Annotated in this window: 26 protein-coding genes; 12 read left to right on the top strand and 14 right to left on the bottom strand. The window is 71.8% G+C overall.

The features are described 5' to 3' along the window. Positions 1-57 precede the first annotated feature (57 nt). Together OG370_RS09150 and OG370_RS09155 are read left to right on the top strand one after the other, a co-directional pair. On the top strand, positions 58-693 hold the full coding sequence (locus tag OG370_RS09150) for a TetR/AcrR family transcriptional regulator (RefSeq protein WP_328462420.1): 636 nt from the start codon (positions 58-60) through the stop codon (positions 691-693). A gap of 33 nt (positions 694-726) precedes the next feature. Further along, positions 727-1,257 (top strand): DUF402 domain-containing protein, encoded by a 531-nt coding sequence (locus tag OG370_RS09155; protein WP_328462422.1) that lies wholly within the window; start codon positions 727-729, stop codon positions 1,255-1,257. Positions 1,258-1,299: 42 nt separating this feature from the next. Here the strand turns inward: OG370_RS09155 and OG370_RS09160 are convergent, their stop codons facing one another. The 4 genes from OG370_RS09160 to OG370_RS09175 form a co-directional block, all read right to left on the bottom strand. Next, the gene (locus OG370_RS09160; RefSeq protein ID WP_328462424.1) at positions 1,300-2,382 is read right to left on the bottom strand and encodes a zinc-binding dehydrogenase; all 1,083 of its coding nucleotides are present in this window, start codon (positions 2,380-2,382) and stop codon (positions 1,300-1,302) included. A gap of 182 nt (positions 2,383-2,564) precedes the next feature. Further along, a complete protein-coding gene (locus tag OG370_RS09165; RefSeq protein ID WP_328462426.1) occupies positions 2,565-4,007 on the bottom strand; it encodes an aldehyde dehydrogenase family protein in 1,443 nt (480 codons plus the stop codon). Between the two features lie 217 nt (positions 4,008-4,224). Further along, the gene (locus OG370_RS09170; RefSeq protein ID WP_328462428.1) at positions 4,225-4,830 is read right to left on the bottom strand and encodes a TetR/AcrR family transcriptional regulator; all 606 of its coding nucleotides are present in this window, start codon (positions 4,828-4,830) and stop codon (positions 4,225-4,227) included. A 6-nt stretch (positions 4,831-4,836) separates the two neighbouring features. Then, positions 4,837-5,511, bottom strand: a complete 675-nt coding sequence (locus tag OG370_RS09175; protein WP_328462430.1) for a TetR/AcrR family transcriptional regulator — start codon at positions 5,509-5,511, stop codon at positions 4,837-4,839. A 148-nt stretch (positions 5,512-5,659) separates the two neighbouring features. Here OG370_RS09175 and OG370_RS09180 point away from each other — a divergent pair, with 148 nt between their 5' ends. The 5 genes from OG370_RS09180 to OG370_RS09200 all read left to right on the top strand — a co-directional run bounded on the left by OG370_RS09180 (position 5,660) and on the right by OG370_RS09200 (position 11,284). Beyond that, entirely contained in the window at positions 5,660-7,132 is a 1,473-nt protein-coding gene (locus OG370_RS09180) for an MFS transporter (RefSeq protein ID WP_328462432.1), read from the top strand. 1 nt (position 7,133) lies between these two features. Beyond that, positions 7,134-7,880, top strand: coding sequence for an SGNH/GDSL hydrolase family protein (locus tag OG370_RS09185; RefSeq protein ID WP_328462434.1), 747 nt, complete (start codon positions 7,134-7,136; stop codon positions 7,878-7,880). Positions 7,881-7,944: 64 nt separating this feature from the next. After that, a complete protein-coding gene (hmgA, locus tag OG370_RS09190; protein WP_328462436.1) occupies positions 7,945-9,267 on the top strand; it encodes a homogentisate 1,2-dioxygenase in 1,323 nt (440 codons plus the stop codon). Beyond that, entirely contained in the window at positions 9,264-10,010 is a 747-nt protein-coding gene (locus OG370_RS09195; RefSeq protein WP_328462438.1) for a GntR family transcriptional regulator, read from the top strand. The genes hmgA and OG370_RS09195 overlap by 4 nt, the downstream gene beginning before the upstream one ends. Before the next feature lie 14 nt (positions 10,011-10,024). Next, on the top strand, positions 10,025-11,284 hold the full coding sequence (locus tag OG370_RS09200; protein WP_328462440.1) for a type ISP restriction/modification enzyme: 1,260 nt from the start codon (positions 10,025-10,027) through the stop codon (positions 11,282-11,284). A gap of 94 nt (positions 11,285-11,378) precedes the next feature. Here OG370_RS09200 and OG370_RS09205 read toward each other — a convergent pair whose 3' ends face one another. Next, on the bottom strand, positions 11,379-11,642 hold the full coding sequence (locus tag OG370_RS09205; RefSeq protein WP_328462442.1) for a hypothetical protein: 264 nt from the start codon (positions 11,640-11,642) through the stop codon (positions 11,379-11,381). Positions 11,643-12,103: 461 nt separating this feature from the next. On the opposite strand from OG370_RS09205, the gene OG370_RS09210 reads away from it, so the two are divergent. Further along, positions 12,104-13,270 carry a DUF5925 domain-containing protein gene (locus OG370_RS09210; RefSeq protein WP_443060635.1) on the top strand — a complete coding sequence of 389 codons (1,167 nt, stop codon included), beginning with the start codon at positions 12,104-12,106 and terminating at the stop codon, positions 13,268-13,270. Between the two features lie 7 nt (positions 13,271-13,277). Here the strand turns inward: OG370_RS09210 and OG370_RS09215 are convergent, their stop codons facing one another. The 3 genes from OG370_RS09215 to OG370_RS09225 are packed head-to-tail and all read right to left on the bottom strand — an operon-like array spanning position 13,278 to position 15,283. Beyond that, on the bottom strand, positions 13,278-13,649 hold the full coding sequence (locus tag OG370_RS09215) for a GntR family transcriptional regulator (protein ID WP_328462445.1): 372 nt from the start codon (positions 13,647-13,649) through the stop codon (positions 13,278-13,280). Then, positions 13,646-14,782: a methyltransferase domain-containing protein gene (locus OG370_RS09220; protein ID WP_328462446.1), complete on the bottom strand. Its 1,137-nt coding sequence runs from the start codon at positions 14,780-14,782 to the stop codon at positions 13,646-13,648. The genes OG370_RS09215 and OG370_RS09220 overlap by 4 nt, the downstream gene beginning before the upstream one ends. Positions 14,783-14,836: 54 nt before the next feature. Continuing rightward, positions 14,837-15,283 (bottom strand): MarR family winged helix-turn-helix transcriptional regulator, encoded by a 447-nt coding sequence (locus tag OG370_RS09225; protein WP_328462447.1) that lies wholly within the window; start codon positions 15,281-15,283, stop codon positions 14,837-14,839. Between the two features lie 108 nt (positions 15,284-15,391). Here OG370_RS09225 and OG370_RS09230 point away from each other — a divergent pair, with 108 nt between their 5' ends. Next, positions 15,392-15,766, top strand: coding sequence for a cupin domain-containing protein (locus OG370_RS09230; protein ID WP_328462449.1), 375 nt, complete (start codon positions 15,392-15,394; stop codon positions 15,764-15,766). On the opposite strand, the gene OG370_RS09235 is transcribed toward OG370_RS09230, so the two are convergent. From OG370_RS09235 to OG370_RS09245, 3 genes are all read right to left on the bottom strand, one after another. After that, positions 15,759-16,619, bottom strand: a complete 861-nt coding sequence (locus OG370_RS09235; protein ID WP_443060636.1) for an esterase/lipase family protein — start codon at positions 16,617-16,619, stop codon at positions 15,759-15,761. The genes OG370_RS09230 and OG370_RS09235 overlap by 8 nt on opposite strands. 683 nt (positions 16,620-17,302) lie before the next feature. Next, the gene (locus OG370_RS09240) at positions 17,303-18,343 is read right to left on the bottom strand and encodes a polyprenyl synthetase family protein (RefSeq protein ID WP_328462451.1); all 1,041 of its coding nucleotides are present in this window, start codon (positions 18,341-18,343) and stop codon (positions 17,303-17,305) included. A gap of 444 nt (positions 18,344-18,787) precedes the next feature. Next, positions 18,788-20,104, bottom strand: a complete 1,317-nt coding sequence (locus OG370_RS09245; protein ID WP_328462453.1) for an MFS transporter — start codon at positions 20,102-20,104, stop codon at positions 18,788-18,790. A 119-nt stretch (positions 20,105-20,223) separates the two neighbouring features. On the opposite strand from OG370_RS09245, the gene OG370_RS09250 reads away from it, so the two are divergent. Together OG370_RS09250 and OG370_RS09255 are read left to right on the top strand one after the other, a co-directional pair. Further along, the gene (locus OG370_RS09250; RefSeq protein WP_328462455.1) at positions 20,224-20,760 is read left to right on the top strand and encodes an ArsR/SmtB family transcription factor; all 537 of its coding nucleotides are present in this window, start codon (positions 20,224-20,226) and stop codon (positions 20,758-20,760) included. Between the two features lie 114 nt (positions 20,761-20,874). Continuing rightward, positions 20,875-21,339 (top strand): PPOX class F420-dependent oxidoreductase, encoded by a 465-nt coding sequence (locus OG370_RS09255; RefSeq protein WP_328462457.1) that lies wholly within the window; start codon positions 20,875-20,877, stop codon positions 21,337-21,339. Here the strand turns inward: OG370_RS09255 and OG370_RS09260 are convergent. Both OG370_RS09260 and OG370_RS09265 read right to left on the bottom strand, forming a co-directional pair. After that, complete coding sequence (locus OG370_RS09260; protein WP_328462459.1) at positions 21,336-22,310, bottom strand: helix-turn-helix transcriptional regulator; 975 nt, start codon at positions 22,308-22,310, stop codon at positions 21,336-21,338. The genes OG370_RS09255 and OG370_RS09260 overlap by 4 nt on opposite strands. A 230-nt stretch (positions 22,311-22,540) precedes the next feature. After that, a complete protein-coding gene (locus OG370_RS09265) occupies positions 22,541-23,788 on the bottom strand; it encodes a DUF5685 family protein (RefSeq protein WP_328462461.1) in 1,248 nt (415 codons plus the stop codon). Between the two features lie 396 nt (positions 23,789-24,184). Between OG370_RS09265 and OG370_RS09270 the strand changes: the two genes are divergently transcribed. Beyond that, positions 24,185-24,628, top strand: a complete 444-nt coding sequence (locus tag OG370_RS09270) for a cell division protein SepF (protein WP_328462463.1) — start codon at positions 24,185-24,187, stop codon at positions 24,626-24,628. A gap of 60 nt (positions 24,629-24,688) precedes the next feature. Here the strand turns inward: OG370_RS09270 and OG370_RS09275 are convergent, their stop codons facing one another. Next, positions 24,689-25,879 (bottom strand): acyl-CoA dehydrogenase family protein, encoded by a 1,191-nt coding sequence (locus tag OG370_RS09275; RefSeq protein WP_328462465.1) that lies wholly within the window; start codon positions 25,877-25,879, stop codon positions 24,689-24,691. Positions 25,880-25,919: the final 40 nt, after the last annotated feature.

Below are 25,919 nucleotides of genomic sequence, written 5' to 3' on the forward strand. Positions count from 1 at the left end.
GGACTTCCCTAAACTACCGGCGCTAGTTTTCCGCCGGCAGCCTCTACTATGTGCCGCATGGCCCGCCCCCGCAAGCCCCTCCTCAGCCGCGACCGCATCGTGACGGCGGCGCTCGCCCTCATCGACGAGGAGGGGCTGAACGCGCTGTCCACCCGGCGCCTCGCCGCCAAGCTCGGGGTCAGCGGGCCGTCCCTCTACAACCACTTCGCCACCAAGGAGGCCATCCTCGACGCCGCCGCCGACACGGTCATCGCCCAGGTCGACCTGTCGATGTTCGCGCCCGCGCCGGACGGCCGACCCGACTGGCGTGCCGCCCTCCTCGCCTGGGGCCGCTCCTACCGCGCCGCCCTCACTGAGCACCCCCACATCGTGCCCTTCCTCGCCACCGGCCCCGGACTGCGGCCCGCCGGACTGCGAATGGCCGACGCCGTCTTCGGCGCCATGGTCGAGGCGGGATGGCCCGCCGCCCAGGCGACCCGGATCGGAGCGCTGATGCGCTACTTCGTCACCGGCTCGGCGCTCGGCTCTTTCGCGGGCGGCTTCGTCGGCGACCCCCAGGCGTACGACCCGGCCGACTACCCCCACCTCGGCCAGGCCCACCTGCTGGCCGGCCATCGCGAGCAGGTCGACGAGGGGGCGTTCGAAACCGGCCTACGTGCCCTCATCGACGGACTGGCCCTCCAGTTCCGCTGAGTCCGCCGCGCCTCCGATGACAGGATGACGCGCATGCCCGCTTTCGACGACATCCCCGCCGACGCCCACGTCCAGGTCAACTACACCAAGTACGACGGCTCCCTGCACTGGAACCTTCGGATGCGCCGGCTCGGTGAGGACGCACACGGAACCTGGCTCGGCCTCCCCGCGGACAGCACCATATGCAAGGGTCACAGCCGGACCCTGGCCCTGCCCGAAGCCCACGTCATCCTCTTCCCGCGCGACGCCTGGTGGACCGCCACCTTCAACGCGGCCCCGCGCAAGACCGAGATCTACTGCGACATCACCACCCCACCACAGTGGCCCTCCGCAGCCGAGGTCACCATGGTCGACCTCGACCTCGACGTCCTGCGCCACCGCGACGCCCCGCTCCCGGTCCTCGTCGACGAGGACGAGTTCGCCGAGCACCAGGTGCATTACGGCTACCCCATCGACGTCATCCGCGCCGCCAGCCAGGCCGCGTCCTGGCTGATGCACGCGATCGCCGAGCACTCGGGCCCCTTCGACGGCGCGCACGAACCGTGGCTGGCGCAGGTCGCCTAGCTCCGCGACCGGCCAGGCGGTCCGTCCGGCTACCCCGGCCGGTCAGAACACCACCAGGGCCCGGCCGCCGCGCCCGGCAGTCATCGCCTCGAAGGCATCCGGTATGCCGTCGAGGCCGATGCGGTCGGTGACCAGAGCGGAGAGGTCCAGCCGCCCTTCGCGTGCGTGCCCGGCGAGGACGGGGAGATCCTTCGCCGGGTCGCAGTTGCCGTACACACAACCGGACAACGTACGGCCGAAGTAGAAGAGTTCCAGCGCCGTGAAAGCAACCTGCTGATCCTGTCCGCCGATACCGACGACCGCGGTCCGCCCGCCGCGCCGGGTGGACGACCACGCGGTACGGATCGTGTCGGCGCGGCCCACGCACTCGACGGCCGCGTCGGCACCGTAGCCTCCCGTGAGTTTGCGGACCCGCTTGGCGGTGTCCTCACCCGCCACCACGAAGTCCGTGGCACCCGCCGCCCTGGCCAACTCCTCCTTGCCCGGAGCCACATCGACCGCGATGATCCGGTCCGCCCCGGCGATCCTGGCCGACTGCAGAACGGCCAGGCCCACCCCGCCGACTCCGTACACGGCGACCGACTCCCCCGGCCGCACCCCCGCCACATGGTGCACCGCGCCGTAACCGGTCAGCACCGCGCAACCGAGCAGCGCCGCATCGCCCAGCGGCACCCCCTCCGGCAGCGGCAGTACCGCGTTCGCCGCCACCACCGTCTCCTCCGCGAACACCGCGGTACCCAGACCCGGGTACAGCTCGCTCCCGTCGACGGCCAGCGTCGCGTACGGTGCCGCCGCCGCCGCGCCCGCGTTCGCGCACAGCCACGGCTCGGCGAGCCCGCAGAAGTGGCAGGACCCGCAGGCCGGAGCCCAGTTGAGCACCACCCGGTCGCCGACCGCCACGTGCGCGACGCCCTCCCCCACCTCCACGACCGTGCCCGCCCCTTCGTGGCCGAGCACCGCGGGCACGGGTTGTCGCAGGGTGCCGTTGGACAGCGACAGATCCGAGTGGCACACCCCGGCCGCCGCCAGCTTCACCCGCACCTGGCCGGGCCCGGGCTGCGGCAACTCGATGTCGGTGACCACCAGCGGGGCGTTCACTTCGGGCAGTACGGCGGCGCGGACCACGGTGTCTCCTGGGCTGCTTGCGAAGGTTGTCGAGTTGTCGGCTTTCCCGGGCGCCAGGACCCGGGGGCGGGGACCCGGGGGCGGCCGGACCCAGGGGCGGGACCTGGCTGGCGGGTGCCAGGGGCGGACCCGGCTGGCGGCAGCCAGGGAGGGTCGGCACCCCAGGGCGGGGACCCGGAAGGTCAGAACTGCAGCGACTTGGTCTGGAGGTACTCGGCCAGCCCGTGCGGGCCCAACTCCCTCCCGACTCCCGACTGCTTGTAGCCCCCGAAGGGCGCCGCCGGATTGAACCGCCCGCCGTTGATGTCGACCTGCCCGGTCTCCATCCGCCGGGCGAACGCGACGGCCTCCGCCTCGTCCGCGCCCCACACCGCCCCGGCCAGTCCGTAAACCGTGCCGTTGGCGATCCGCAGCGCGTCCTCCTCGTCCTCGTACCGTATGAGCGCCACCACCGGGCCGAAGATCTCCTCCTGGGCGATCGTCATATCGGGGGCGACGTCCGCGAAGACGGTGGGGCGCACGTAGTACCCGGTGGTCAGGTCGTCGGGCGCGTCGCTGCCGCCGGCCGCTATCCTGGCGCCTTCCTGGACGCCCTTCGTTATGTAGCCGCGGACCCGGTCGCGCTGCTTCGCGTTGACCACCGGGCCCAGCCGCTCGCCGGGCACGTATTTCGCGGCGGCCTTCGTGGCCAGTTCGACCGCCTCGTCGTAGCGGGCCGCGTCCACCAGCATCCGGGTCCAGGCGCTGCACGTCTGCCCGGAGTTGGCGAAGACGTTCGCCACACCGACATTGACCGCGCGGGCCAGGTCCGCGCCCGGCAGGATCACGTTCGCCGACTTGCCGCCGAGTTCGAGCGCGACCCGCTTGACCGCGCCGCCGGCCGCCGCACCTATCCGCCTGCCCACCGCGGTGGACCCGGTGAACGACACGAGATCGACGTCCGGGTGCTCCGCGAGCGCCTGGCCCGCGACCGGGCCGAGGCCGGTGACCAGGTTGAACGCCCCGGCGGGCAGGCCCGCCGCGTCCAGTATCTCCGCCACCAGCTGGGCCACGAGCGGAGTGTCCTCAGCCGGTTTGAGGACCACGGTGCACCCCGCGGCGAGCGCGGGCGCCACCTTGGCCACGACCTGGTGCAGTGGGTAGTTCCACGGCGTGATGGCCCCGACCACACCCACGGGTTCGTGCAGCACCCGGGAGTTGCCGATGCGTTCCTCGAAGGAGTGCTCGGCGGCAAGCTTGGCGAACAGCCCCATCACCGCGGTCGGCATGTCCGTGTGCACCGCGGTCGCGAACGCGGGCGGCGCGCCCAGTTCGGCGGCGATCGTCGCGGCGATCTCGTCGCGGCGCTCGGCCATCAGCTCCGCCGCCGCGGCGAGCACCGCCGCGCGTTCGCCGGGTGCGGTCGCCGCCCATCCGGGCAGCGCCTGCCGAGCCGCCCGCACCGCCGCGTCCACGTCCCGGGCGTCGCCGGCCGGCACCTGGGCGATGACCTGCTCGGTCACCGGGTTGACGACGTCGATCCGCCCGTCGGCCGCCGCGGGCCGCCAGCGCCCGTCGACGTAGAGCTCGTCGCGCCCCTGGTGGACCTGCTCGCCACCGCCTGCCGTATCCGTCCTGCCGTCCACGCTGCCCTCCGAGATCGCTGCTCTGCGCCCAGTGCCCAAACTAGCGCCGATAGTTTTTAATGACCAGTGCTTGCCCGGCGGCCCCGGGTTCGCGTAGGTGATGGATGGCCACGTGCGCCCTTCGCCGACCCTCGTCGATCACGCCCGACGGGTGCCGAGTGGCTCCGACAACGACCTACCCGGCGGTAGGCACCGCCACCCGTCGAAAATTGGTTCGCTATTCGAGCACGGTACCGAGATAGGCCCTGACCAGCACTTTCGCCTCGGCGATCACGCGCGAATCACCTGTTTGAGTGGTCCGGAACGCGAGTTGCATCGCGGCGTCGGCGGCCTCGACGGCAACGGTGAGCGCCAGTCGCAAGCGCGGGTCGGCCGGGTCCACGGTGAGCCGGTCGGCAAGCAGCGCCGGCAACCGGTCGGCGAGGTCCTGGTTGGTTTCGCCCGGCACGCCGAAGTCCACCAGCGCGAATCCGGGCGCGGTCCGCTTCATCGCGGTGTACTCCTCGACCAGCACGTCGACGGCGGCACGCCAGTCCGTCCCGGCGTCCGGCTCGGCCAGCCGCGCCGCCGTGCGGTCGAGGAACTCGTCGAGATTGCGATGGGCCAACGCGTCGGTCATGGCGCGCTTGTCGGAGAAGAAGCGGTAGACGGAGCCGATGGGCACTCCCGCACGCGCGGCCACCGCGCGCGTGCTGAGCCGTTCGTAGCCGCCTTCGTCGAGTTCGCGGGCGCACGCGTCGAGAATGCGGGCGAGGCGTTCGGTGCTGCGGCGCTGGACGGGAGCACGGCGCAGTGCGCCGCGGACGTTTTCCGGCCCGGGCACGGCGGTTCAGCCCCTTGCGATGGCGTCGAAGAGCCTGCGCAGGCCGTCCAGGGTCTCCGCGAGCGCGGCCCGCGGGTCGTCGGCGCGGGCGACCGCCATCGCGCTCTCGCTGAGGCCGCCGTAGAGCATCGAGGTGAGGGGGTCGGCCGGGCGGTCCGGGATCGCCCCTTTCCTGATCGCTCGAGCCACCCCCCGCAGGGTCAACTCGCGGCAGTCGACGCCGAGTGTGCGCATCGTCTCCCAGCCGAGCGCACCGGGCGCGTCGAAGAGCGTGATGCGCTGGACTTCGGGATCGAGCGAGGCTTCGAGATAGGCGCGACCGCCGGCGAAGACCGCTTCCCACGGGTCGTCGGCGACCTTGAGGTAGGCGGCGGAGATGGCGGCCGCGAGTCCTTCCTGTTCGCGCGCGTACACGGCGCCGAACAGCTCTCGCTTGCCGGCGAAGTGGTGGTAGAGCGCGCCTTTGGTGACTCCGGCCCGCTCGCAGACGGCGTCCAGCGAGGTCGCCCCGTACCCGTCGGCGGCGAACAGGGTTCGGGCCGCGGTGACCAGGTCGTCGACGGTGGCGTCGGAGCGCTCGCGCTGACGCTGGCGCGGCGCCGTCGAGACGGTGTCGCCGTCGACGCCGCGCGCCTGTCCGGTGGCGCGCCGTGCGCTTCCGCCTGCGTTGGGTCCCGCCACGGCCTGCCTCCCACTCTTGCCCGCCGATCGAACCGGCTGCCTTGCCCGCTTCCACCCTAGCCAAGGCCATCGCTTGACACATACATACCTTCGGTATGTATGTTCCGTACCGCAAGTATGTATCTGCCCTGCAAGGCTAAGGACGGCCATGTCCTCACCCGCCTCGTCCACCCCGTCTGCTTCACCCGTCTCTCCCCAGCCCCCTTCCCGCACCGACACGCCGGCCGACCCGCCGCGCGGCGCACCGGCCGGCGGCTTCCGGCCCGGTCTCGTCCTGCTGTTGAGCGCGGGCGCCACCTTCATCGCGTTCCTCGACACCACTGTGGTCAACGTCGCCTTCCCGGACCTGGCCACCTCGTTTCCGTCGGAGCGGATCTCCGACCTGTCCTGGGTGGTGAGCAGTTTCGCGGTGCTCTTCGCCGCCCTGCTCACCCCGATGGGCCGGATCTCCGATGCCCTGGGCCGCAAGCGGGTGTTCCTGCTCTCGCTGACCGCGTTCACCGTCGCGTCCGCGCTGTGCGCGGCGGCGCCCGACCTGCCGTTCCTGATCGCCGCCCGCGCCCTGCAGGGAGCAGCCGCGGCGGGCATGATCCCGGCGGCGTTGGGGCTGCTGCTGGCCACCACCCCGCCTGCCGGCCTCGCCGCGGCGATCGGCGCCTGGGGCGCGGCGGGTTCGATGGCCTCCGCGGCCGGACCGGCCCTGGGCGGTGTCCTGGTCGACGTCTTCGGATGGCGCTCCGTCTTCTTCATCAACGTCCCCGTCGGCATCGCGCTCGTGGCGGCCGGCATACGCGGTCTGCCGGAACGCGCCGACGTAGGGCAGAAGCCGCCCGACCCGCTCGGCACCGCCGCCTTCACCGCCGGCATCGCCCTGCTCGTCCTGGGACTCACCAAGGGCAGCGACTGGGGTTGGGGTTCCGCTGCGACCATCGGCACCACGACCGGCGGAGCCGTCCTGGGCGCGCTCGCGCTGGGGCGTTCCGCGCACCACCCCGCGCCGGCGGTGGAGACCGGCCTCTTCGGCAACCGCACGTTCGCGGTGGCGTCGGCGGCGTCCGCCTTCACCGGCGCGGCCCTCTTCGCCTGGTTGTTGAGCGGCCCGCTCTTCCTCACCACCGTCTGGCACTACTCGGTGCTCAAGGCCGGCTTCGCGGTGACGCCCGGCGCCCTGACCTCCGCGCTGGCAGCCGTCGTCGTCGGCAAGCGGGCGAAGCCGCATCAGCTTCCCTTCGTCATCGGCGCGGCAATGGCTGCGTTCGCGGCGGTGAGCGTGTGGACCTGGCAGCAACTCGGTTCGGAACCAAGCTTCCTGACCCTCTGGCTGCCGATGGGGCTGATCGGCGGTGCGGCGTTCGGCGCGACGCTGACCGCCCTGTCCACCGCGGCCGCCACCTCCGTGCCGCCGTCACGGTTCGCCTCAGGCATCGGAATGAGCACCACGGCGCGCCAGTTGGGCGGCGCGCTCGGTGCCGCTGCCACCGGCGCGATCATCGCGACCCACCGGCTCGGCAGCCCGCAGGCGTTCCGCGACGTCTACCTGGCCTGCGTGCTGCTGGCCGGCGCCTCCGCCGTGGTCGGCCTCGCCATGTCCCGCACCATGTCCACAGGCAAGGAGTCCTGACATGACCGCCGACCCGCTCCCGCCCTTCGACACCGCACCTCCCGTGGACGGCGCCCAGGACTTCGAGCGCGAAGCCACCGACCCGCACTGCATGAGCGACACCGAGAGCGACGCCGTCCTGCACGGCGCGCCCTGGAGGCGCCTGGCGGTCGTCGGGGACAGCCTCGCGGAGGGCCTGGGCGATCCGGTGCCCGGCTACCGCACCGCGTGCTGGGCCGATCGACTCGCCCGAGCGCTGCGCCGGTCCGTGCCCGACCTGGCCTACCTCAATCTGGGCAGGCGCGGGCTCACCGCCAAGCAGGTCCGCGCCGAACAGGCCGAACCCGCGGCCGCCTTCTCCCCCGACCTGCTGGGCGTCGTCTGCGGCGGCAACGACCTGCTGCTGCCCGGCTTCGACCCGCGCGCCCTTGCGTCGGAACTCGACCGGCTCTTCGACACGCTGGGCGCGCCCGGCACCACACTCTTCGTCTATGCCCTCGCCAACGTCGTCGACGCCATACCCGAACTGCGCGGCGGACCGCTGGAGAAGGGCGTGGAGGTGCTCAACGAGGTGACCCGCGAGGTCGCCGACCGGCACGGAGCCCTGGTCGTGCAGATGCACGGGCACCCGGCGTCCGCCGACCGCGACCTGTTCAGCGCCGACCGGGTGCACGCCTCCGCGCGCGGCCACGCCGTGATCGCCGCGACGACGATACGCGCACTGGCCTCGCGCATCCCGGCCGCGGAGTTTTCCACAGGCGAGCGGTGAGGCTTGCCGTCGTGATTCCTATGGTTCAGCATAGGAATCACGACGGCAAGGCGGGGAGTGGAGCATGGAGTTGCAAGGCACCAGGCACAGCGACGACGACAATGACCTCGACTACCAGCCGGGGTTCGGCAACGAACACAGCACGGAGGCGGTGCCGGGCGCCCTCCCTGTGGGGCGCAACGCTCCGCAGCGGGCCCCTTTGGGGTTGTACGCCGAGCAGCTCAGCGGCACCGCCTTCACCGAGCCCCGGTCGCACAACCACCGCAGCTGGCTCTACCGCATCCGCCCGTCCGCCGCCCACCCCCCGTTCCGCCGCGTGCCGAACGGGGCGCTGCGCAGCGCCCCGTTCCACGACGTGGAGCCCGACCCCAACCGGCTGCGCTGGGGCCCGCTCCCGCTCCCCGGCGAACCCACGGACTTCGTCCAGGGCCTGGTCACCGTGGGGGGCAACGGCGACGTGCTGCGCCGCGAGGGCATCGGCATCCACTGGTACGCGGCGAACACCTCGATGGACCGCCGCGTCTTCTCCTCGGCCGACGGCGAGTTCCTGATCGTCCCCCAGGAAGGCGCCCTGCTCCTGCGTACGGAACTCGGCGTGCTGCGGGCCGAACCCGGTCACGTCGCGCTCATCCCGCGCGGCGTCCGCTTCCGGGTGGAACTCCTCGATCCGACCGCCCGCGGTTACGTGTGCGAGAACTACGGCCGCCCCTTCCAGCTCCCCGACCTCGGCCCGATCGGTGCCAACGGCCTGGCGAACGCCCGGGACTTCCTCGCCCCGGTCGCGGCCTACGAGGACCGCGAGGAGGACACCGAGGTGGTCAACAAGTTCGGCGGCAACCTGTGGGCGGCCGTCTACGACCACTCCCCGCTCGACGTGGTCGCCTGGCACGGCAACCACGTGCCCTACCTCTACGACCTGCACCGCTTCAACGTCCTGGGATCGATCAGCTACGACCACCCCGACCCGTCCATCTTCACCGTCCTCACCTCCCCGTCGGACACCCCGGGGCTCGCGGGCGCCGACTTCGTGGTGTTCGCACCTCGATGGCTGGTCGGCGAGGACACCTTCCGCCCTCCGTACTTCCACCGGAACGTGATGTCGGAGTTCATGGGCCTGGTCGAGGGGGCGTACGACGCGAAGGCCGAGGGCTTCGTCCCCGGCGGCGCCTCGCTGCACAACATGATGTCCGCGCACGGCCCGGACCGCACGACATTCGACCGGGCGAGCGCCGCGGAACTGCGCCCGCAGAAAATCGACGACGGACTGGCGTTCATGTTCGAGACGCGCTGGCCGGTGGTGCCGACCGAGTTCGCCCTGGGCGCGGGGCACCGGCAGGAGCAATACGACGCGGTCTGGGAGGGCCTTGAGAGAAACTTCCGACCGTGAACGCCTTCGCCCCCGACTCGCTGGTCCTCAACCGCAGGCTGCCGCTGTGGTACCAGGTCTCGCAGTCCCTGCGCGCCTCGATACTGGGCCGACGACAGGACGCCCCGCTGCGCCTTCCCACCGAGGAGGATCTCGCCCAGCACTACGGAGTGAGCGTGCTCACCATGCGCCAGGCACTGAAGGAACTGGAGACCGAGGGCCTGATATCCCGGCACCGCAGGCGCGGCACTTTCATCGAACCGGCCGCGCTGCGTGGAGCGCCCGTGAAACTCCTCGGCTCGGTGGACGCCATCGTCGCCCAGCAGTCCGGGGAGCGCACCACGATCCTGGCGCACGGCCCCGCCGCCCTGCCTCCGGAAGTGACCGAGTGCTTCCCCGACCTCACCGAGGCCGTCTTCTTCCGGCGGCTGCGCCATGACGAGTCCGGCGAGCCCACCAACTGGGCCGAGAACCACGTCCGTCCCGAACTCGCCGCTCGTATCGACCTCGCCGACCTGGAGCGCTGGCCGATGACGAAGGTCCTGCGCGATGTGCTGGGGGTGCGGATCAGCCGGATCACCGACACCGTCGAGGCCAGGCTGGCCGCTCCGGACACCGCCCGCCTGCTGCAAGTACCGCTGCTCAGCCCGATACTGCACTACACCGGTGTGACCTACGACGAGACCGGCCGCGCCGTCGACGTGGTGCGCATTCACTACCGCGGCGACCGGTTCTCCTTCACCGTGACGATGGAGGCACCCTGAGGGCCGTCAGTAGCATGCATGCGGTGAGCGATGACGCGCCTTTGCTGCACGACCTGATGCCATGGTCGGTACGCCCGCTGCGCATCGGCCGCGGCTGGCCGATGGCACCCGAGCCCGCCTGCCTGCGAGCACGCTGGACACTCCTCACCGCCGCGCAGGACGACGCCGCCAGAACCGCCCTGCTGCACCCGACCCGCGCCCGCGGCCCGCACACCCCGGTCGCCCAACTCCCCGGCCACCACACCCCCACCACCGCGATCGCCCGCGAGGACGGCCGCTGCCCGGAGCCGGTACGCATCCAGCACGGACCCTTCGACCAGCAGTGGCTGATACCCGACCACCGGCTGATCGACGTCGCCCGGCCCGAACTGTGGCGGATCGCCGACGACCGGCAGGTCTTCGCGATCGAGCAGAGCCCGCTGCCGGACGCCGAGGAAGCCGCGGTGGCCTTCTGCGCCCTGCTGCCCGACGGACGCTCACCGGCCGGCAAGCCCGCCCTGATCCGGCCGTTGTACCGGCGTCCCGGCGGCCGCGACCCGAACGTCGCGCCGGGCCTGACCCCTTGGCTCGCCTCCCGTCTGGGCACCGATGTCACCGCCGAGGACATGCTCGCCTGGATCGCCGCCGTGGCCCGCCCCGGCCACCGCGGCTGCGCCGTACCGCTCCCCCGCACTCCGGAGCAGTGGCATGAAGGAACCGCGTTGGGCCGCAGATCCCTGTGGCTGCACACCCGAGGCACCCGTTACGCCGATCCCGCGCAGGGCCGCGATACCGGCCTGCTGCGACCGCCCGGCGGCAGCCGGCCCTATGTCAGGGCGCCGCTGCCCGCTCGGCCGCAGCCGGACGATCTGAGGTACGACCCCCAGGAGCGCGCCTTGTGGATCGGCACCGGCCAGGTGGCTCCTGTGGCGCCCGAAGCCTGGGAGGCCACCACAGGCGGAGTAAGGGTGCTGGAGGCGTGGTACGGGCGGCGGGTCGCAGCCGGGGAGCCGGGGTCGCTGGAGGCCCTGCGCCCGGCCGCCTGGACCCGGGCCACGACCTCGGAACTGCTGGAGCTGATCAGCGTGCTGACGCTACTGGCCCAGCTTCGGGAAGAGCTGCGGGACTTCACCGCGCGTTTGGTGGCGGCTGCGGGCGTCGACAGGACGGGGACAGCGGGCGCGGTGACGCTGCGGTCGGCCGGAATCCTTCCGGTGCCTGCGGCCAGGCGGAGGCCGGCCTCGGTACTGGAGCACCACGAAGAAGGCCCGGACGGGCAGTTCGCCCTGCTGTGACTGCGAGTGCAGTGGGTCTGCTGCGGCCGCTGGGGAGGACGGCCGCACGCACCCCACCATAAGGACAGCAGGACGGACGCGAACTGCTCGTGATTCAACGACGGTTGCCGAAGAGCGACCTCCGCAGTCGGCGCAACGGCGCGAAGAGGGACACCCGAGCACCCCTGTTGGTCTTGGTGTGCACGGTGTCGCGCGAGGTCAACTCCCGCAACAGCACGGTGGCTTCCTCGGTCTCGCGCTGTGGCACGGCAGGGCCGGCCAGTATCGAGAGATGCCGGTCCAGGCGCGCACTGGACGCCGTAGTACCGCAGTTGATGGCAGGCACTCTGGGCCTGCCGTGCATCGCTATCTGTTCCATGACTCTCCCCACCCTGTCGAGGGTACCCAGCACGGGCAGGCTAACCCTATCGCCCCGTCACGTCACGTGCGCATCCCCCGTCCACCTCTGTCGCCCGATTCACCTTCCGTTCAAGGGCGTTGGCACGGGAACGGGCGTGCGGGGAACAGTGCCGCAACGTGCCCGTGCACGGAAAACCCGCAGATAACCGTCCGACCGCCCGCCGCGGCCGGGTGGCAGGTCACGTCTGTCGGAAGCGTCACGCTGTTCGGCCAGGGCGACACCGGAAACACGGTTCGTGACCGGCGAAGACGCTCCGGACGTCGGCGAACGTGAAGCCGCCACCCGACCCCCGTCGACCTCACTGGATTCATCCCCGGACAGTTGTGCGGCAAATCAACCCTATCGAGGGGTTTGGACGTCTGTACGGAAGTCCGACTCGGACCGAAAAGCGCTGGGCGATTGCCCCGCCGTGCCGGATCATGGGCCGCATGTCCGCCACATCCCGCCCACCGAGGAGGCACGTGCCGCCCACCTCCCCCGCCACGGACGGGAAGGCCGCCGCGGCCGCCGATCCGTTCCAGGCCCTGCCCGTCCATCTGCGGCTGGACGACAGCGACTCGCCGTCCGACGTCGTCGACGCCTTGTTCCTGGGGCGTTTCACCTCCGGGCAGCAGCCGTTCGCCCGCAGCAGCTCGCTGGAGAGCGTCAAGCCGGGTCTCACCCTGCTGCCGCCGGACGCGTCCGTGCTGCGGCAGGCGCGCGACAAGGACCGCAGCGCCCTCCTGGCCGAGGGAGACGGCTGGACGGTCCTGGTCTCGCGCTGGAACCGAGGAGCCGACGTCACGGTGACGGCGACCTCCGACGAACTCGCCGAGCGGGTGCTGAAGTCGGCGGTCGATGACGCGGAGGACGAACCGGAGCCGCAGTCGAACAACATCACCATGGGCTTCTGGTACGTCTCCCCCCGGCGGGGCCCGCACCGCACCACCCGGAACATCTCCGCCGGCACCTGGGACGAGCTGCGCGGCAACTACTCGGCGCCGGTCGCCGACGCCATGGACGGCCTCATGAAGATGACCGCCGACGACGTCACCGGGCGGCTGCTCCTGCTCCACGGGCCGCCCGGCACCGGCAAGACGTCCGCCCTGCGCACCCTGGCGCGCTCATGGCGCGACTGGTGCCAGGTGGACTGCGTCCTGGACCCCGAGCGGCTCTTCACCGACGTGGGCTACCTGATGGACATCGCCATCGGCGAGGACGACAGCGAGGGCGGCCGCTGGCGGCTGCTCCTGCTGGAGGACTGCGACGAGTTGATCCGCGGCCAGGCCAAGCACGAGACCGGCCAGGCACTGTCGCGACTGCTCAATCTCACCGACGGGCTGCTCGGCCAGGGCCGCAACGTCCTGGTCGGCATCACCACCAACGAGGACCTGGAGCGCCTGCACCCGGCCGTCGTGCGGCCCGGCCGCTGCCTTGCCCGCATCGAGGTCGGCCCACTGAACCGGGACGAGGCGGTGCGGTGGCTCGGCACCAGCGAGGGCATCGGCCGCGAGGGGGCCAGCCTCGCCGAGTTGTACGCCCTGCGCCGCGGCGCCTCGCCGACCCTCACCGTGCCGCCCCAGGTGGAAGGCGGCCTCTACCTCTGACGACGGCCTACTCGCCGTACTCCGCGCGCAGCGCCTCCTCCATCGCGGCGCGGGCGGCGTCGCGGTCCAGGCCGAGGCGGCGGACCCGTTGTGCGTAAGCGGTCGCGGCGTCCGCCACCTCGCGGGTCCTGGCGTCGCCCGCCGCGATGTACGTGCCGTGGCGGCCCCGGGTCTCGATCACCCCGTCCGCTTCCAGCGCGCGGTACGCCTTCGCGACGGTGTTCGCCGCAAGCCCCAACTGCTCGGCCAGCCCCCGCACGGTGGGCAGCTTGTAGTTGACCGGGAGGACCCCCGCACGGGCCTCCTCGGCGATCTGACCGCGCACCTGCTCGTACGGGGCGGTGGTCGCGTCCGGATCGATCGTGATCTTCAGGCTCATACGCCGGATACTGGCACAGCCGCGGTTGCCAGCGGCACCGCCCGGGCCGGGCCGTCAGGGGCGTAGGCGATGGCGTCCCCGCTCTCGTGCAGGTGGAGCAGGAAGCGGTGTCCGGCTCGATAACCGTCGATCGCCGCCCGGCAGTAGGCGACCATGTCGTCGGGCAGCGCGTCCAGCGGATACCAGCCGAGCTCCGAGCACTTGTCCGGTTCGCGGTTGACCGGCTCGGGGTCGCCGGTCGTGTGGTGCGCGACGAAGAACCAACCGATCCTGGCCCGTCCGTCAGGCGCCCGGTGCTGCATCACCATCGCGACGTCCAACTCGCCGGCGGCCAACTCGAGCCCGATCTCCTCGCGGGCCTCACGGATCATCCCGGCCCTGACGTCCTCGCCGTCCTCGAGGTGCCCGGACGGCGCGTGCAGCAGGCCGTCCGCGTAGCCGGTGCCGTCCCGGCGGGCGAGCAGCACGTCCTCGCCGCCCAGCAGGAGCAGATGGACGTCGACGACCTCGGTGTGCCGGCGGGAGGCTCGGGGCGCGGGCCGGACCACCGCCACGTACCGCTCGTCGCAGACCTCCTGCCCCCACAGCGCCGTGTCGTGTCCGAGCTGCTCGACCTGGGTCGATCCGCCGAGCGGCGCGGCGAGTTCGGCGAGGATGCCGGCGGAGATACCGACCGGGGGTGTCCCCCACCGGCCCTCGACGAGGACCAGCCGCCCGCCGGGTCGCAGCAGGTCGGCCCACCGCCGCAGTACGGCGCCCGGGTCCGGCAGGGCCCACAGCACATGGCGGACGAGGACGACGTCGAAGCCACCGCCCCCTACCGGCGGGTGGCTCGCGTCACCGACGACCACCCGCGCGTCCGTGCCGGAGAGTTTCGCGCGGGCGAGCGCGACCATCCGCTCCGACCGGTCCACCGCGGTGACCCGGTGCCCGTCGGCGGCCGCGAGTCGCGCGAGGCTTCCGGTGCCGCAGCCGAGATCGAGCACGTCGGACGGCGTCGCGGGCAGCCAGGACCGCAGCCGCGTCGCCCATGCCGAGCGGACATCCGGGTCGCGCAGGCCGTGGTCGGGCTCGTCGTCGAAGTGGTCGGCGGCGGCGTCCCAGTACTGTCGCGCGTCTGCATCGATGCTCATGGGAAGAGCCTCCCACCCACCACCGACACCTTCAGCGGCTCCGCCGAACGGCCTTCACCACGTGGGGCGGATCGGTCCGGTGGGCGCGAGGCGTACCAGTTCGTCCCGCAGTGTGAGCAGCCGGCGTTCGCCGAGGATCTCCTCCCAGGGCAACACGGCTTCGGCGGCGGCCGCTTCGGCGGCCTCGGTGCAGCGCCGACCGCGGGTGGTGAGCAGGACGAGCCGGGCACGGGCGTCGTCCGGGTGCAGCCGCCGCTCCACGTACCCCTTCTGCTCCAGCTCGTCCACGATCTGACTGGCGGCCTGACGGGTGAACCCGAGGTGTTCGGCGACCTCGGTGACCGTCGCACCGGCCGGGGCGAGCCGGGCGAAGACAAAGCCGTGGGTCGGGCGCAGGTCGGTGAAACCCCTCGCCACCACACCGTTGTGTATGTCCTGGACGAGCGACCCGGCGGCGACGAGCAGCGCGGCGGTCAGGCTCATTGCATCGGAGTCCTTCACGAAATCACCTTGACACAGAACGCAAGCTCCTTGAACATATAGGCAAGGAGATTGCGCAAGCTTCTTGCTCATCCAGCGACGCCGGGCCGCGCCCGGAGGAGGTTCGTCATGTCTTTCATCCCTGCCGCAGACGCCGCGGTCCACGAGTTGCACGGTGCCCGCTTCGTCTCGTACGCATCGCCCGCCCGCGGCAGCGAGGAGTTGTGCGCTTGGCGCTGCGAGTTGCCGGCCGCCTCCTCCGCGCCGGCACACCGGATCTCACGCGAGGAGGTCTTCCTCGTCCTGTCCGGTTCTCTGCAGCTGACCATCGACGGGGAGACCCGGACCCTCACGGCCGGCGACGCCGCCGTCGCCCCGCCCGGCTCCTCGTTGGGGATCGCCAATCCCGCGGAGGAGCCGGCCGCTCTCTGGGTGACCACGAGCATCGGATTGCAGGCTTCACTGGCCGACGGCTCGCGAATATCCCCGCCCTGGGCTAACTGAACGCCGACAGGCAGGTGGTCGGGGTCGCGTGCGCGGGATCGAGCGAGTTCGCCGCCTCGTGGAACGCGATGCGGTCGGTCAGACCGATGGCGACATGCTCGGAGACGTCGACCGGACAGAGGTTCTGAAGCACCACGTTGCGGACGTTCGGACCGGACAGCGCCTGCGTCGTGTACGGCGTGACGACCTCGTCGTAGATGGTGGAGATCACGGTGTAGTGCACGCCGGGCACGGTGTCGCCGCCGGCGTTCAGCGTGCGCTGGAAGTCCGATCCGGCCACCTGGTCGGCGAGACCGGGGAGATCGGCCTGGAGAAAGTCGGCCGCACCGGGGAAGTACGGAAGCAGCGCGGTCAGCCTGTCAAGCGTGGTCCCGTGGTTGTCGGGAGCCAGGGCGACCAGGGCGTTCACCTTGGCCGCGCCGCCGAGGAACTTCAGGTAGTAGCGCGGCATCATGCCGCCCTGCGAGTGGCCGACGATGTCGACCTTGGCGGCGTGGGTGGCCGACAGCACCCGATCGGTGAAGTCGGAGAGTTGCTGCGCCGAGTCGGCGATCGGACCCAGCCCGCCGATCAGGTTCTCACCGGGGAGCATGCCGTAGTCGAAGGAGAAGACGCAGTAGCCTCGCGCCACCAGATAGGGGGCGAAGACCAGCCAGTTGTCGGTGCCGTTGGCGAAGGTGCCGTGCACCAGGACGACGGGGCGGGGATGCTGGGCGGAAGGTCGGCAGGAGTAGTTGTTCCAACCGCTGGTCGGTGCGGAGCCGGCGGACGCGGAGGCGACAGCGGTGGGCGCGACCGCCATCACGGTCGTCAGCGCGAACACGGCCAGAAGCCGTCTCCAGGGCAGCCTCATGTGATCTCCTCACAGGTCAGGGAAGGTGGGCACGACAACGACACCCAACAGCGTGTGATCCGGATCACTTTGCTGGACTCGTGACAAGTTACGCATGAGTAGAAAGCCGCTGACTAGCTACGCGTGAGTAAAAAATGCCGCGCCGAACAGACTCGGCCGCCCCCCAACAAGCACCCATGGCGACGAGGGAGTCGAGAAGCTCCTGACCATAGAGCCGCGTGAAGCGTCTGTGCGTTCGGTTCTCAGAAGAATGTCGACCCTCTCCGTAGGCGGCGTGCCGGTGAGCTCGGGCGGCACGCGGTCCCTGCCCATACCACCCGCACTTCACCCCCTGCTGCCGACGACGTCCTACGGGGCGGTTCCTCGGCGACGGTGGAAGACGGCGACCTGCGGCTACCGCTTGCGCTGGGAGGCGGAGCGACTCGCCGCGGGATCTGGGCCGCCCTGGGACTGCCATAACTCGGCGGACCGACCGCCTCGGACGCAGGGCGTGGGCCACGGACTGCTGGAGGGCCGGCGGTTGCCCGTGGCGGCAGGGTCGGGGCGTCACGGGGACCGGGCGGGCGGCGGCGCTCTGGTCCCCGGGCCGGGGCAGTGAGGCACGGGCGAGCGAGGAGCCGGCGAGCGTCGATGGAAGGCGGCGGGGCAAAGGCATACCGATGCCGCCCGAGGGCATCACACGTTCAGGACCGCCGGGCGGCCAGACATCCGGCCATGGCGGCGAGATGGTCGCGGTGGCGGCCCGGCGGCAGGTCCTCCAGTGCGGCCAGCGCGGCCGCGAGGTGGTCGGCCGCGGTGGCCCGGGCGGCACGCAGCGCACCGCCCGCTTCCAGGAGTTCGGCCAGGGCGTGCTGGGCGTCTTCCGCGGGCCGCCGCCACAAGTCCAGCAGCAACAGACGCTGCTGGGGAGCCGCGTTGCCGAAGGCGATCAGTACCGGCAGGGTCGGGCGCCGGTTGCGCAGGTCGCTGAGCGCGGGCTTGCCCGCCGCCCGGACGTCGTCGGCATACGGCAGCAGGTCGTCCTGCATCTGGAACGCGACCCCGAGATGGTCGGCGAACCGGGCCAGCGCGCGGGCGTGCGGAGCCTTCGCACCGGTGAGTACGGCGGCGGCACGGGTCGCGGCGTCGAGCAGGGCGCCGGTCTTGAGCCTGACCATCCGGAGGTACTGCGCCATGGCGCAGTCCATGCGCCCGGCCAGATCGGCTTCCATCATCTGGCCCCGGCTGACCTCGACAGCGGCCGTGCTGATCACATCCAGCACCCGGAGGGCCTGCTCCGAGCCGTAACCGCTGGAGTTGAGCGCCCGGACCTGCCCGAGCGCGGCGCACATCATTGCGTCCCCGCCCACCAGGGCGTCGGCCTGGCCGAACCGCTCGGCCACGCTGGGGCGGCCACGCCGCAACGCGTCCTGGTCGATGATGTCGTCGTGCACGAGCGTGGCGGCGTGCAGCATCTCCAGGGCCGCGGCAGCCGGCAGCGCCGCGCCCGGATCGCCGCCCAGCGCCGCGACGGTCTCCAGCAGGAGCAGCGGGCGCAGCAGTTTCCCCCCGGGCAGCAGGGCATGGCGCATCAGCACGCCCAACCTGTCGTCCGAGGCGCACACGGACTCCAGATACCCGAGCAGAGGCGCGGTCAGTTCCGCGGCGCAGCCGTCCGCGAAGGTCTCAGCGGGCGGGGAGAGCACCGTCAGGGACTCGGGGCCGAGTTCGACGCCACCGCGCACACTCCACCAGCTCTCAGCCAGGACAGACGACAGGACCAGCCCGCCCGTTCCCTCGGCGCGACGAACCGGGCGGAGACCATGAGCGGCAGATACCCACACAATATGCCGAGTCCGTCGAGCCGCATTCAGCGCCCCACACGTGACGAGGGGCGCGAAGGTGTCGAGGGGCGACGTTCCGGGGCGGAAACGGGGACGGAGCCCGATCCGGCCTCCGTCGAAGGCGCAGCGGTTCGGCTCGGTCGGGTCATGGTGCGAGAGCCGGGCGCCTCAGCCACCGAGGCGATGGTCGACATACGCGCCGAGGGTCCTCGCACATGCCCTCACTCCGCTCACCGTGTCCGCGCCGCCCGGAGCGCGTCCGCCGCCGGTTCCCCCGACGCTGACGCCGGACGGACGCTTCCCGGCGGCGGCGGGTCCCCGGAACCGAGCCCGGCGACCGCGGGCTCACGCCCCGGGAACAGGCCCGGCGGCGGGAACGGAACCGGTGCCGGAATCGGTCTCGGAGCCGGACCCGGAAACGGGACGAGGACCAGGCACGGGATCAGGATCGGGCGCAAGGACGCCCTCCGCCTCCGCGAGGCCGGTCCGGGGACGACGCAGCAGCACGAACCAGGCCGCCAGCCAGCCCGCGACTCCGACCGCAACGAGCTGTACGCGGAAGTCGACGACGGCGACCATTCCGGCGCCGACCGCGGCGGCCACCGCGGTCGGCGCGAAGACGACCGTGCCCGCCGCGGCTGCCACCCGCCCGACCAGTTCGGGACCGGTGCGCTGCTGCACGGTGGTGAAGGCCGCGACGATCACCCACGGCAGCCCGACCCCGATGGCCAGGGTCCCGACGAGGCAGACCGGCAGGGACGGTACGGCCCGCACGGCGGCACCCGCGGTGAACAGCATCAGCCCGGTGGCGGCGAAGACGCGTTCCGGCAGGCGGCGCATGACCGCTCCGGAGACCACACCGGCGACGATCGAACCGCTGCCCTGCACCGCGTAGAGAACGGCGACGAACGCCGGCGGGCGGTGCAGTCCCGAATCCGTCATCGCGTAGATGGCGGCGCTGCTCACCCCGGACAGGAACATCGCGACGGCGCCGCCGGCCACCAGCCGCAGCAACAACCTGTCGCTCCGCAGGTGCCGGATGCCCTCCGCGGTCTGCTCGCGCCAACCGCCCGCAGCCGGGGCGGGGGGCTGCTCCCGGACCCGCAGCGCGGCGAAGGCGAGGGCGGCGAGCACGAACGTGGCCGCGTCGAGCACGGCGACCGAGCCGCCGCCGAAGCGCAGGAAGAGCCCGGCGCCGGCGAGCGGGGCGAGCAGTTTCATCGCCTCGTTCACCGTCATCCGCAGGCCGTTGAAGTCGCCGCGCAGATCGGGCGGGATCGCGGCGGTGACGATGCCGGCCTCCGCCGCGTCCGTCAGGACCGAGGCGGCCCCGATCAGGGTGAACACGGCGAACAGCAGCCACACGTCCCGTCCGGTGCGCACTGCGAGGAGGACCGGCAGCAGCGCGGCGAGGGCCGCGTTGGTCCAGATCAGCAGCGACCGTCGGCGCACCCGGTCGGCGACGGTGCCGAGCACCGGGCCCACCAGAGTGGGCCCCCACACGCAGAAGGTCACCGCGGCGGCAAGGCTGTCGGAGCCGGTCAGCGTCTTCACCCAGATCCCGGCGACCAGCATCATCGCCGAGTCACCGAATCCGGAGACCAGTACCCCGCCGAGGCACGTGGTCGCGGTGCGGTCCCCCAGGACCCTTCTTACCGTCATGACTCCCAATATATTGATTGGGAGTTCGGGAGCAACCCCCGCGTCCTCCACCACTCCGGCAGGGCCCTTGCTCGACATGGCAGTCGGCGCGTCACCCGACGGCACGGTGTAATGGGCCCATGACGGCGACCGACCCCCTCCTGCGCGCCCTGGCCCACCCGCTGCGACTGCGGATGGTCTCCCTGGTCTGGAACGTGCCGCTGTCGGCCGCCGAACTCGCCCGCGAACTGGGCGTATCGCACGCTCTGGCCAGTCAGCACCTGCGCCGGCTGGACGCGGTCGGGCTGGTCGAACTCGCCGAGGTGCGGTCCAACCGCGGCGGCAGGGAACGGCGTTATCGCGCGGTGCACGCCTCGCCGCTGTCCGACCAGCGGCACGAGGCCGCCCCGCTGCTCGCGGAGGCGCTCGCCCACAACATGCGGGATCGCGCGGCGCGGCGGGCACCGGACGCGGAAGGCGTCACGTCGGACCTGGAGTTGTGGGTGGCACCGGAGGTGTGGGACGGCTTCCGGCGGCGACTGGCCGCGCTGTTCGACGAGTTGCACGACGCCGCCCAGGCACCGCACGCCGCGGGCACGGTCGGTATCGGGGCGTCCGTGATGGCATTTCCGCTGGCGGAGCCGGACTCGCGAAACTCCGGCCACCCGGAAGAGTGAATCCGTGCGATTCGGCATTCGAGCAGGAACAACAACCGGTCACGGTGCGTTTTCCCATGCACAGGCAGTAATCGACCGGTATCCGTCAGCACCACACCCCACCCAGGAGCGATCATGAGCCCGGCCCCCGCCACCAGCCCGCTGCTGGACCTGCTCAAGGAACAGCGGAACGGAGTGCTCGTCACCCTCAAGAAGGACGGCAGGCCCCAGCTGTCCAACGTGACGTTCATCTACGACGAATCGACCCGGTACATCCGCGTCTCGGCCACCGACAGCCGGGCCAAGACCCGTAATCTGCGCCGCGATCCGCGGGCGAGCTTCTATGTCACGACCCCCGACCTGGGCGCGTACCTGGTCGCCGAGGGAGAGGCGGAGCTGACCCCGGTGGCCGCCGATCCGCACGACGCCACCGTCGACGAGTTGGTCGAGATCTATCGAGCGATCGCCGGTGAGCATCCGGACTGGGAGGAGTACCGCGCGGCGATGGTGGCCGACGGGAGGCTGGTCATACGCCTGCGAGCCGACCGTGCCTACGGCTGGGGCCGCACGCAGGGCGGCACGAGCGGCGCCCTGGACTAGGGTCCGTCGCCCGGCTCTCCGCGTCGCGCCGCGCGGGCCAGCCGGCCGGACACAGTCGCCAGGTGCGAGGCCAGTTCGGGTGGCTCCTTCACCTCGAACTCCACCCCGGTCATGCCGATGAACATCGCCAGCGCGTCCATTGACTCGAATCCGGTGGTCAGTTCGCAGGTGTCGGGCCCCCGTGCCGTGAGGGAGCCGAAACCGGACCAGGCGAGTACGGCGATGGTCTCCAAGGGCGCGTGCAGCACCACCCTGGCCTGGAAGCGGTAGGCACGGGAGGTGACGCCCTCGGCGACATAGGAAGCCGCGTCGTCGGGAAGTTCACGCGGGGTGAAGCGCGGGCCGGTGGGCGACTTGGGCTCGATCCGGTCCACGCGAAAAGTCCGCCAGTCGTCCCGGTCGGTGTCGAACGCGAGGAGGTACCAGCGACGGCCGTGATGGACCAGCCGGTAGGGCTCGACAGTGCGGCGGCTGCCGGCGCCGCCGTGGTCGAGGTAGTCGAACCGCAGCCGTTCACGGTCCCGGCAGGCGGCGCCGATGGAGGTCAGCACTTCCTGGCGGACCGTCGCCGTGGCGGGCGCGGGGCGCACAGTGACGGCCTGCATCGCCTGCACCCGGTGCCGCAGCCGTGACGGCAGGACCTGCTCCAGCTTGGTCAGCGCCCGCGCCGAGGTCTCCTCGATGCCCTCGACGCCGCCGACCGCGCCGGTCCGCAGGCACAGCGCCACCGCGACGGCCTCCTCGTCGTCGAGCAGCAGCGGCGGCAGGGCGGCGCCCGCACCCAGCCGGTAGCCACCCGCTGTGCCGGGGGTGGCGTGGACGGGGTAGCCGAGCGCACGCAGCCGTTCGACGTCCCGCCGGACCGTGCGGGCGGTGATCTCCAAGCGCTCGGCAAGTTCGGGTCCCGTCCAGTCACGACGCGACTGGAGGAGGGAGAGCAGACGCAGCAGGCGTGCCGACGTTTCCAGCATGTCGTTCAGTCTGGCAGCGATTCAGGACAGGAGTGGACCGCGATGTGATCGATCGACGAAGAGCAGGACAGCGTGGCCGGGGCGGTCCGCTGCGGGGCCCGGGGTGATTCTCGGCGCGGGGCCCGGCGGCATCCGGGGCGCGGGGCCCGGCGGCATCCGGGGCGCGAGGCCGGAGCGGCTGCCAGGTGCCGGGTGCCACCGGCGCACACCTCTGCCCTCGGCAGCCCGATTCAGCAGTCGCACCCGCACCCGCAGTCGCAGCAATCGCAGCAGTCGCCACATTCGCAGCACTGGCAGCAGTCGCCGCAGTCAGCGCAGTCCCCACAGGAACTGCACCAGGACTCGCGCGGCCGGCCGGTCCAGGCGTCCTCGTGGTCGGTGCAGCACAGCCGGCAGGTGCAGCACAGGCCGGTGTAGACCAGGCAACCGGCGAGCAGGCCGCGGCGGCGCGGCGGTTCGGGCGGCGGCGGGAAGCCTCCGGGGCCGCCCGGTGCACCCGGCTGCCCGGGCGGGTAGGGCTGCTGGTTCGGCGCACCCGGTGCGTAGGGGCTGCCGGTGTACGGGTTCCCGGTGTACGGGTTGCCGTCCTGCGCCGCCGGGCCGTGCGGGCAGTTGCCTGCGCCGAACGCCCGGTCCACGGAGCGTTCCAGTTCGTGGACGAGCAGGGTGTGGGCCAGCCGGGCCGAGGCGGTGTCGGCGAAGTCGACGTCACGGAGGGCGAGCCGGATGCCGTGGCGGGCGTCGTCGCACAGTCGCCGGGCCTCGGTGAGGTCGGTGCCGGTGGCGGTGAGCGGGTTCCAGGCGCCTGTTCGGGCATCCTCGGCCAGGTCCTCGACCGCGTCGAGGAGGTGGGCGAGGCGGCCGAACAGCCGTCCGGCCTCCTGAAGCGGGGCGGTGTTGCCCGGCCGGCCGGCGAGGACCGCGGTGTGGGCGAAGGCCGCGGCGGTGGCGGTCTCGGTGGGTTCGGTGACGGCCAGCACGCAACTGCCGGGCCCGGCCGCGGCTTCGACCTCGCCCTGCCGGCCGACCGCGTCGAGCAGCAGCGTGGTGTCGAAGCCGAGGTCGCCGCCGGTCCGCGCGCCGGCCTGGTCCCAGCGGCGGGCGACCTTGCGAGCCGCGCGAGCGACGGGGCGGCGGCCGAACGCGCCGTCCCCGTCCTCGACATGGTCGCGCACCTTCGCCGACGCCAGCACCAGCGAGACCGCCGCGGCCAGCCGGGCGCCCTCGCCCTTCGCGACGGGCGCGGTGCGCATGCCGCGCAGCGGGCAGGGCCCCGCGGTGCGTCGCTGGTCGGCGGTGAGCGTGGACTGCGCCTCCACCAGCACAGAGATGATCAGACCGTCGTAATTAGTAGCGACACGGGCGAACTGCCCATGTCCGTCGCGCAAGGCGAGGCACAGACCGCACAGATGCGCCAGCCATGAAGCCGCCATGCCCTCCGACATCCGATGCCGGCAAGGCCGAATGATTCCGAACACGCTTCCCACTCCCCCGTCGGACCCGGAACTCGCGGTGCGGCGGGACGGGGCGGCGACCACCCCTCGGATGGTCCGCCGGCCGCCATGCGCCCACCGCCACCTGCACTTTGACCTTCGGTCAGGTTTCAGAACCCGACCGGCGGTCATGTTATCGGTGCGGTCCCCCGCTTCCGTACGGCCGTACGGCCCCCGAAATCACCCGATCGTGGAGGACGTTCCCATCGCATCGTCAGCTCTCCGATGCCTGCCCCTGCTTGACGGTGCGCCACTATCGTGTGTGCCAGTACCGTCACAAAGCGCCTGCGTGGCGCCTATCCCCTTGGCGCATCACCCTCATCATGGATGACGATAGGACTAAGCGGACGGTACAGACCGCGTGCGAGAGAGGAGGCGTCCATGGGTTCGGTTCGACGGGCGAGTGCCTGGCTTGGCCTCGTCGACGACAACGGCGGCGAGGGTTACTACGACGAGGAGTACGCCGACTACGGCGAGGGCCCGGAGCGCGCCGACACGTGGGTGACCGACCCGCGGGTTCGGATCGCCACCGAGTCGGCCGAGGGGGAGGGCCGGCGGATCGCCACGGTGACGCCCGACGGCTTCCGGGACGCGCGCGGTATCGGTGAGTTGTTCCGAGACGGCGTGCCGGTGATCGTCAACCTCACCGCGATGGAGCCCTCCGACGCCAAGCGCGTCGTGGACTTCGCCGCCGGGTTGACCTTCGGCCTGCGCGGGTCCATCGAGCGGGTGGCCACCCGGGTGTTCCTGCTGACCCCGGCCGACTACTCCGTGATGAACGCCGACTCCCGCCGCGGTGGCGACGGCTTCTTCAACCAGAACTGAGACCGGTTCCGGCCGCACACCGGCCGGGACCGGTGGCCACCGCCTTCCGTGGGCAACGCCTCACCCGCGGAAGGCATCGAAACCCGTGAGTGCCTTGCCCAGTACGAGTTGGTGCATCTCCACCGTGCCCTCGTAGGTGAGCACGGACTCCAGGTTGGTCGCGTGCCGCATCACCGGGTACTCCAGCGAGATGCCGTTGGCGCCCAGGATGGTGCGCGCGGTGCGGCAGATCTCGATCGCCTCGCGCACGTTGTTGAGCTTGCCGAAACTGACCTGCTCCGGGCGCAGCGTGCCCGTGTCCATCCGCCGCCCGAGGTGGTGGGCGAGCAGGATGCCCTTGTGCAGTTCGACCGCCATGTCGGCGAGCTTCGCCTGGGTGAGCTGGAAGGCGCCGATCGGCCGGCCGAACTGCTCCCGCCCGCGCGCGTACTCCAGCGCCGCCTCGAAGCTCGCCCGGGCCGCACCCATCGCCCCCCACACGATGCCGTAGCGCGCGTGGTTGAGGCAGCTCAGCGGGCCGCGCAGGCCGGTGACCTCGGGGAGTACCGCGTCCGCGGGCAGCCGTAGGCCGTCCAGCACCAGCTCGCTGGTCACCGAGGCCCGCAGGCTCCACTTGTGACGGATCTCCGGGGCGGAGAACCCGGGGGTGTCGGTGGGGACGACGAAGCCGCGCACCCCCTCCTCGGTCGCCGCCCAGACCACGGCCACCCCCGCGACCGACCCGTTGGTGATCCACATCTTGCGGCCGTCGAGCACCCAGTCCGAGCCGTCCCGGACCGCCCGGGTGCGCATGCCCGCCGGGTCGGAGCCGTGGTCCGGCTCGGTCAGCCCGAAGCAGCCGATCACCTCGCCCGCGGCCATCGACGGCAGCCAGCGCTCCTTCTGCCCGGCCGAGCCGTAGCGGTGGATGGCGTACATCGCGAGCGAGCCCTGCACCGACACCAGCGAGCGGATGCCGGAGTCGGCGGCCTCCAGTTCCAGGCAGGCCAGGCCGTACTGCACCGCGCTCGCGCCCGCGCAGCCGTAACCGGTCAGCTGCATGCCGAGAGCGCCGAGGGAACCGAGTTCACGCGCGAGTTCGCGGATCTCGGGCAGTTCGCCGCGCTCGTACCAGCCGGCCACGTGGGGCAGCACCCGGTCGGCGGCCCACCCGCGCACGCTGTCGCGCACCGCGCGGTCCTCGGCGGTGAGCAGATCGTCCAGACCCAGCGGGTCGTACGGGTCGAAGGGCGCCCTGGACGCTGGGGACATGGGTGGACCTCCGGCCCGTAAAACTAGCACTGGTAATCGC

The sequence above is a fragment of the Streptomyces sp. NBC_00448 genome, assembly GCF_036014115.1.
Taxonomy (GTDB): Bacteria; Actinomycetota; Actinomycetes; order Streptomycetales; family Streptomycetaceae; genus Actinacidiphila.